The sequence below is a fragment of the Baaleninema simplex PCC 7105 genome, assembly GCF_000332355.1.
Lineage (GTDB): Bacteria > Cyanobacteriota > Cyanobacteriia > Cyanobacteriales > Geitlerinemataceae > Baaleninema > Baaleninema simplex.
In genome coordinates this window covers 413,764-420,834 of the sequence record NZ_KB235959.1, presented here as the reverse complement: position 1 = coordinate 420,834, position 7,071 = coordinate 413,764, and the positions used below count along the sequence as shown (strand labels likewise).

Sequence of the window (7,071 nt, the reverse complement as noted above, 5' to 3'; positions counted from 1 at the left end):
AGAGGACGCACGCTGCAAGCTGGCCTCGGTCTACCCTAAAATTAAGTTTTGACGCTGCACTAGGTAAACCCGATCGCAATCGCGATTTGACATTGGCGTTGAGGAGAGAGCGGTGAAGAATTATTTCGGACTCGGTGGGCTGTGCGTCGGCGCAGCAATGGTTTTAGCCGCCCCAGACGTGGCGTGGGCTAACCCCACAGAAGTAACCTCGGTCGAAGTTCGTCAGACGCCATCGGGTATGGTGCTGATGATGGATACCGCCAACGGCGATCGCCCCCAGATTTTCCTGGTGCGTCGCGGCGAGTCGATCGTGGCCGACCTCATTAACACAAAACTGCGATTACCGCAAGGCAACGGCTACAGCCAACGCGATCCGATTCCCGGTATCGCCTCCGTGGTCGTAACTCCCCTCGATTCCAACAGCACCCGCGTCGTCGTGACGGGATACGGAACGCCGCCAAACGGAGAAATCGTCCAAGACGCCCCCCGTGGCATCGTCTTAAGCTACAGTGCCGACGCGAGCGCCACCGCCGCACAGTCGCGACCGTCGGCACCGCCCCCTGGAATTACGAACAACCCCCAAGCGAACTCGAGCGTGACTCGAACCCCGAGAACGCCCCAACAAACCGCCCAGAGAACGCAAACCCGTCCCGACATTCTCGTTCCCAACCCCAACATCGAAATCGATGGCGTTCCCGTTGAAGGTCGCCCTCCCGTCAACCCCGCCCCCGCCTTTCAACCTCGCGCCGTCGCTCCCCCAGTCGGCGATATTTCTATTTCCTCCCTCGACCCCTCCAGTTACACGATTAATTTAGGAACTTCCGAACGGGTTCCGCGCCTGGTGTTGCGCGATGCCTCCGTCGAAGAAGTTCTGTCGTTGCTGGCGCGAGCTGCGGGGTTGAACCTGGCTTACGTCGGCGGAGGCGGTGAAGAAGACGGCGACGAAGAAAGCCAGGGGCGGCGAATTACCCTGGACGTGGAAAACGAATCGGTGCAAGAGGTTTTTAACAACGTCTTGCGGTTGAGCGGGTTAGAAGCCAACCGAGAAGGTAACACCATCGTCGTCGGGGCGCAGCTTCCCGATAGCGCCCGTCCGCTCATCAGCCGCACTCTACGCCTCAATCAACTCAACCTCATCGACGCCCGCAACTTCTTGATTTCCCAAGGAGCGGAAGTGAACGAAGTCACCGTGCAGCAGCAGATTCAGGCGCAATCGCTCGGTGAAGGCGTTCCCCCCATTACGACGACGAGTACTCAAACTCGAGTCGAACTGTTGGCGGCAGATACGCGCGAGGAACCCTATGAAGGCTTCGCGCCGCTACCGCTGCGGGGACTGTTGGTGTCCATCGGCGCACGTGCGGAAACCATCAACCAACCCGGCACCGAGATTACCCTGGTGGGCAACCCCCGCAAGGTGGAACTGGCGACGCAACTTCTCAGCCAGCTCGAAACCCGCCGCCGTCAAGTGGCGGTTAACGTCAAGATCGTTGACGTATTCTTGAATAACGAGGAAAACTTCAACGCGAGTTTTTCGTTTGGCGTGGGCGATACCTTCGTCTCGAGCGACGGCGGTTCGGCAGTCGTCAACTTTGGCGGCGGCAATCCCCCCTCGAGTGCGACAGTGACGGGTAGCACGATTACGCCACCAATTATCAACAACCCATTTGGGGGAGCTGAGATTTTCCTCGATCCCGACCAATTTATCTCTGTTCCCGGAACGCGACCGGATACGGTCATCGTCGGACAGGACGGATCGGTTACGCGAATTCCCGCACCTCCGGGTCAGTTCTTTTTACCGGGAGCGGCGGTTTCTGAAGATCCGCTCGATACCGGCATTACGGGTATCGACCTGGCAGAAGATACTGTGATTACGTTCGATGAGGATGGCAATCCCACCGTTACCCTCGGAGATGTAGGCGAAATCACGACGAGTCTCGTCGATTTGTTCCAATTCCCCACTCGTTTCCTCGCCACGCTACAGGCTCAGGTGATTAGTGGAAACGCGAAGATTTTGACCGATCCGACGTTGGTGATTCAAGAAGGCCAAACGGCGAACGTCAATTTGACGAACCAAGTCGTACAACGAGTCGAAGTCGAGTTTACCGATACCAACGCCGGACAGCGGGAAACGCGAACGGTGGACTTACGGGATGTCGGGTTGCAGCTTCAAGTGACGATCGATCGCATCGACGATAACGGCTTTGTCTCGTTGCGCGTCAACCCCAGTGTCACGGCTCCCGTCGGACAAGAGAATCTCGGAGAGGGGCAGTTCGTCACCTTGGTTCAAGAACGTTCTGTTTCGTCAGGGCGAATTCGTCTCCGCGACGGTCAAACGCTGATTTTGTCGGGGATTATTCAAGATAGCGATCGCACGTCGGTCAGTAAGGTTCCGATTTTGGGCGATATTCCTCTACTCGGTGCGCTGTTCCGCCGGACAGTTCGCGAGAACGAGCGTCAAGAGGTGATCGTTCTGCTGACCCCCAACGTTCTCGACGATTCCGATCCCAATAACTTCGGCTATACCTACACCCCCGGACGGGACGCGCGAGAAATTCTCGAACAGCAGCGAAACTTCACTTACCCGCAACCGGGGAATCCGTAACCCGCACTCTCAATGCCCTGAAAACCCTCGGTTTACCCCCCAAACCGGGGGTTTTACGATCGCTCGGTCGGCGTTTTCCATTTCCGGTAGGGATAAATGCAATAGCGATCGCGTCCCCGCACCTTGGCCTGGTACAACGCCCAATCTGCCGCTTTCAGTAACTCTTCCGCCGAAGAAGACGCCGAGGGAACCCAACTGGCAATCCCCAAACTTAAGGTAACGCGGGCTTTCACCTGCGACGCGGGGTGAGGGAGATTTCGCGCAGCTAAGCGATCGCGAATCGACTGCACCACGTCCACCGCTCCCGATAACTCCGTGTTGGGAAGGATAATGGCAAACTCCTCGCCCCCGTATCGCGCCGCCAAATCGCCGCCGCGACGCAAGCACCCCCGCAAGACCTCCGCCACTTGCTCTAAACACGCGTCTCCAGCAACGTGACCGTACGCGTCGTTATACTTTTTAAACTCGTCGATGTCGCACAAAATCAACGACAACGGCTGTCGTTCCCGAGCCATACGCCGCCACTCCCGATCGAACACTTCGTTGAAATGGCGGCGGTTGAACAGTTGCGTCAGTTCGTCGAGACTGGCGAGCTGTTCGAGTTTGCGATTGGCGGCTTGCAGTTGTCCGTAAAGCTGAGCTTGTTCGATGGCGATCGAAACCTGTTCGGACAACCGCTGCAACAGTTCGATTTCCCACTCCTCCCACAGGCGAGCGTCGCGACAGACTTGTACCGCCAACAGTCCCCAAAGCTGGATGCTGGCGTTCGAGACCTCTCCTCTGTCCAAAATAGAGGTCTGAGCATTGGAGAAAATGGGAACCACGAGCTGCGATCGCACTTTCGCCTGCTGCAAAATTTGGCGACAAGACTCGTCGAGTTGCTCGCTCGAGGCCACGTCGGCGATCGCCATCGGGACGTCGAGGGTGAGTTCTCCCGTCCCTCCCACCAAACAGCGATCCTGTCCGGCTTGAAGATCGCGATCGCCGGTCAGCATCGACTCGTAGCCTGAAGCCACCGCTTCGACACACCCACAGAGCGATCGCCCGTTTTCCACTCGAACCACCAACGCGCGATCGTACCCCATACACTGCTGGACTTCATCGACGGTCGTGTTGAGAATCTCCGCCAAACTCAAGGACTGACGAATACGCTGCATCATGTGTCCGAGGAGGCGATCGCGCTGGCTTTGCTGTTGCAGTTGCGTCTCGAGGCGTTTGCGTTGGGTGATATCCCGTCCGATACAGACGAAGGCGTCGATCGTGTCCTCCTGTTGTAACGTCGCGCAGGAAAACTCGAACTGACGGATTTCGCCCGGCTGAGTCCGACAGCGAAACTCCCCGGAAACGCCGGTTTCGGGAAGTTTTTCCCGAGTTTCGATCGCCTGCGAGAGTCGCTCGTCGAGAACGATTTTGGTAATTGGCTGTAACAGTAACGCCGACTCTTCGTAGCCGAACAGGTCTTTCGCGGCGTTGTTGATGGTGACGATGCGTCCGGTGGCCGTCACCACGAACAGAGCATCTTTCATGGCGTGGAAAACGCGATCGATATAGTTTTTCGCCGACTCCAATGCGATCAGCGTCATGCTGTATTCTTTGGCGATCTGGCCGAATTCTTGTTCGGTGGCCATGCGTTCGGTGGAGTCGCGAACCAACACGATAATTTGACCGTTGCGGGTTTCCGAGGCCAAGATTTTCGGCAAAAAATACAGGTCGATGTAAAACATCGAGGTGTCGTCGGCGAAGCGTGCGATTCCTTTTAGGACGAAGGAAGTCCGTCGTCGTTCGAGCAAATCGTCGAGAACTTCTTCTAACCCGACCAGTTCTGGAAACGGCGATCGCGCGTCTCGTCCGATTTGCACTTCTTCGGGAAGGTCGCCAAAACGCAACACCCCCACCGAGATTTCTCGAATCGTGCGATCGCGATCGATAACGAAATATTCCAGTTGAGGCAGGTTCAGTAAGGCTTGTATAGTTCGCTCCATGGCTTGACGCGCCCCGTTATCGATGGCGTCGAACATAAAGAAAATGACTGGTACGATATTTCTTAATTTTAGGCGATCGAATTCGAGCGTTTTTCGATCGCGTCGTGAAGATAAATCGCAGATCGAGGCAGCGATCCGTCCGTTCTGACGCTCGAACGTCGTCAGGACTATAGATCTTCTTGCTCGAGGGGCAACTCAATAATAAAAGCGGTGCCGCCTTCCGGGGGAACGACACAGGATAACTGTCCGCCGTGGCGTTCGACGATAATTTGATAGCAAATTGAAAGCCCCATTCCCGTTCCTTTTCCGACGGGTTTGGTCGTAAAAAACGGATCGAATACTTTCGGGCGAACGTCTTCAGAAATACTCGGCCCGTTATTGGCGATCGTAATACAGATTTCCGATCGCTCTCGAATTAATTCTGTTTCAATTTTAACGATCGGATCGTCAATAATACGTTTTCGAGTGTATTCATGTAAAAAATAAACTGCATTATTGAGAATATTTAAAAAAACTTGATTGAGTTGTCCGGGGTAACAATCTACTTTAGGGAGTTCGTTATATTTTTCAATAATTTGAATCTCTTTCGTTCCTTCAAATTTAATGCGATTTTGTAACATAATTAACGTACTTTTTAATCCGTCATGTACGTCAACGCGCTTCATTTCTGCTTCGTCTAAGCGCACGAAATTTTTTAAATGTTTGACAATTTGATGAATTCTCGTCGCACCGAATCGCATCGATTCGATCAGTCGCTCGGAATCTTCTATTAAAAATTGCAGATCGACTTCATCAAGTTTATCTTGAATTTCAGCTTCGGGCTGCGAGTGATATTTTTGATAGAGTTTAATAATTGCTAAAAGATCTTGAATATAGTCTTTCGCAAAAGATAAATTACCTTCTATAAAATTGATCGGATTGTTAATTTCGTGGGCGATCCCCGCGACCATCTGTCCCAAACTCGACATTTTTTCACTTTGAATCAAACGTGCTTGGGCTTGTTGGAGTTTTTGCAGAGTTTCGACTAAATTACTGTTCGCGACGCTAAGCTGGCGGTGCAATTGGTACTGACGCAACCCCGCACGGACTCGAGCTTTCAGTTCGTTGGGATCGATGGGTTTCGAGAGGAACTCGTCAGCCCCGGCATCGAGTCCCTGAACGCGATCGGAAACGGTTTCGCGGGAGGACAACAAAATCAAAAACGTCCCCGACAAATCGGCGTTCGCTCGCAACCGACGACAAACCTCAATGCCATCGAGTCCCGGCATGACCCAATCACTAATCACCACCGAAGGACTCAGCTCGATCGCCTTGTCCAAACCTTCGATCCCGTTTTTCGCCAAAACGACCTCGTAGCCTTCTTTCTGCAAAATTTTTCGCAGCAGCAACCGAGTCGTCGCATCGTCCTCGATGACCAGCAATTTCGCGTCGGCTTTGAGGCGTTCGTCGTTCATGTGTCCCAATCTCGCGCGCAGTCCCTCACGCGATCGATGAGGATTTCGAGCTTTTCAATTAACCCGCGAATCTCGTTTTCCTCGAGATCGCTTCCGCAAGCTTCGAGTCGTTCGGCAATGTCTGGAATCGATTTGACACAAGCCGTCCGACTGGCCCCTTTAATTTGGTGTGCGTGGGAAACAAAGTCGTTCCAGTTTCGATCGCCGAACGCCTGTTTGAGCTTGGCGAGGCACGTCGGCATATCTTCGACGTAGGTTTCTAAAATCTCCTGTTGAAACTCGGTATCGCCGAGCGTCAGCTCGTCCAACGCTGCGATATCGATGAGTGCCTCCCGTGTCGTGAGTGGGGAGAAAGTGTTGGCGTCCTCGTTCGACATTTTGCGTTCTCTAGGCAAATGGGTATGACAGGGGCAACGGTCGACCGATGCAAGCCCGACCGTCTTCGGCCGTTAAATTCTATTGTGCCAGGTCTTGGAAGATCGGTCGGAGGTATCGCTACGGCTTACAAGGTCAGCGTCGCGATCTCCTGAAAGATGATATCGACGTTATCGCCGGTTTTGGCTGAAGTCAAATAAATGGAAACGACACGCTCGTACTGTTTGGCTTCGACAGTTTGTCGCAGGTGAGCGAGTTTGTCGGCGTTGGCTAAGTCCGATTTATTCAGAGCCACGATCGTCCATCCCTGGGGATTGACCGATAAAAACAGATCGATGTGGTCGCGAATGCGTTCGATGGTTTCGCCTCGGGTCACGTCGGCGACGATGAGAGCGCCTTTGGCACCTTGTAAATAACTCGGAGCGATGGATTTGAACTTCGTGTGTCCTTCTAAGTCCCAAATCAATAGCTGGATTTTCTTCGGTTCTGTTGCGTCTTCCGGTACGACTTCGACGGCTTTGCGAGAAATTTTAACACCCACGGTCGAGAGGTAGCGATCGCTGAATTTTTCTTCGACAAAGCGTCGAATCAAGCTGGTTTTACCGACGCTAAAATCCCCGACCATACAAATTTTTCTAGATATGACTGTCATTGCTTC

5 protein-coding genes are annotated in these 7,071 nt (G+C 53.5%); 1 reads left to right on the top strand and 4 read right to left on the bottom strand.

The features are described from left to right. Window positions 1-112: 112 nt before the first annotated feature. Window positions 113-2,602, top strand: a complete 2,490-nt coding sequence (locus tag GEI7105_RS0121760; RefSeq protein ID WP_017662526.1) for a type IV pilus secretin family protein — start codon at window positions 113-115, stop codon at window positions 2,600-2,602. Window positions 2,603-2,655: 53 nt separating this feature from the next. On the opposite strand, the gene GEI7105_RS33805 is transcribed toward GEI7105_RS0121760, so the two are convergent. The 4 genes from GEI7105_RS33805 to GEI7105_RS0121740 form a co-directional block, all read right to left on the bottom strand. Next, on the bottom strand, window positions 2,656-4,620 hold the full coding sequence (locus tag GEI7105_RS33805; protein WP_017662525.1) for a diguanylate cyclase: 1,965 nt from the start codon (window positions 4,618-4,620) through the stop codon (window positions 2,656-2,658). 131 nt (window positions 4,621-4,751) lie between these two features. Next, window positions 4,752-6,038 (bottom strand): sensor histidine kinase, encoded by a 1,287-nt coding sequence (locus GEI7105_RS0121750; protein ID WP_017662524.1) that lies wholly within the window; start codon window positions 6,036-6,038, stop codon window positions 4,752-4,754. Further along, complete coding sequence (locus GEI7105_RS33800; RefSeq protein ID WP_017662523.1) at window positions 6,035-6,415, bottom strand: Hpt domain-containing protein; 381 nt, start codon at window positions 6,413-6,415, stop codon at window positions 6,035-6,037. The genes GEI7105_RS0121750 and GEI7105_RS33800 overlap by 4 nt, the downstream gene beginning before the upstream one ends. 125 nt (window positions 6,416-6,540) lie before the next feature. Next, window positions 6,541-7,065 carry a Rab family GTPase gene (locus tag GEI7105_RS0121740; protein WP_026097851.1) on the bottom strand — a complete coding sequence of 175 codons (525 nt, stop codon included), beginning with the start codon at window positions 7,063-7,065 and terminating at the stop codon, window positions 6,541-6,543. Window positions 7,066-7,071: the final 6 nt, after the last annotated feature.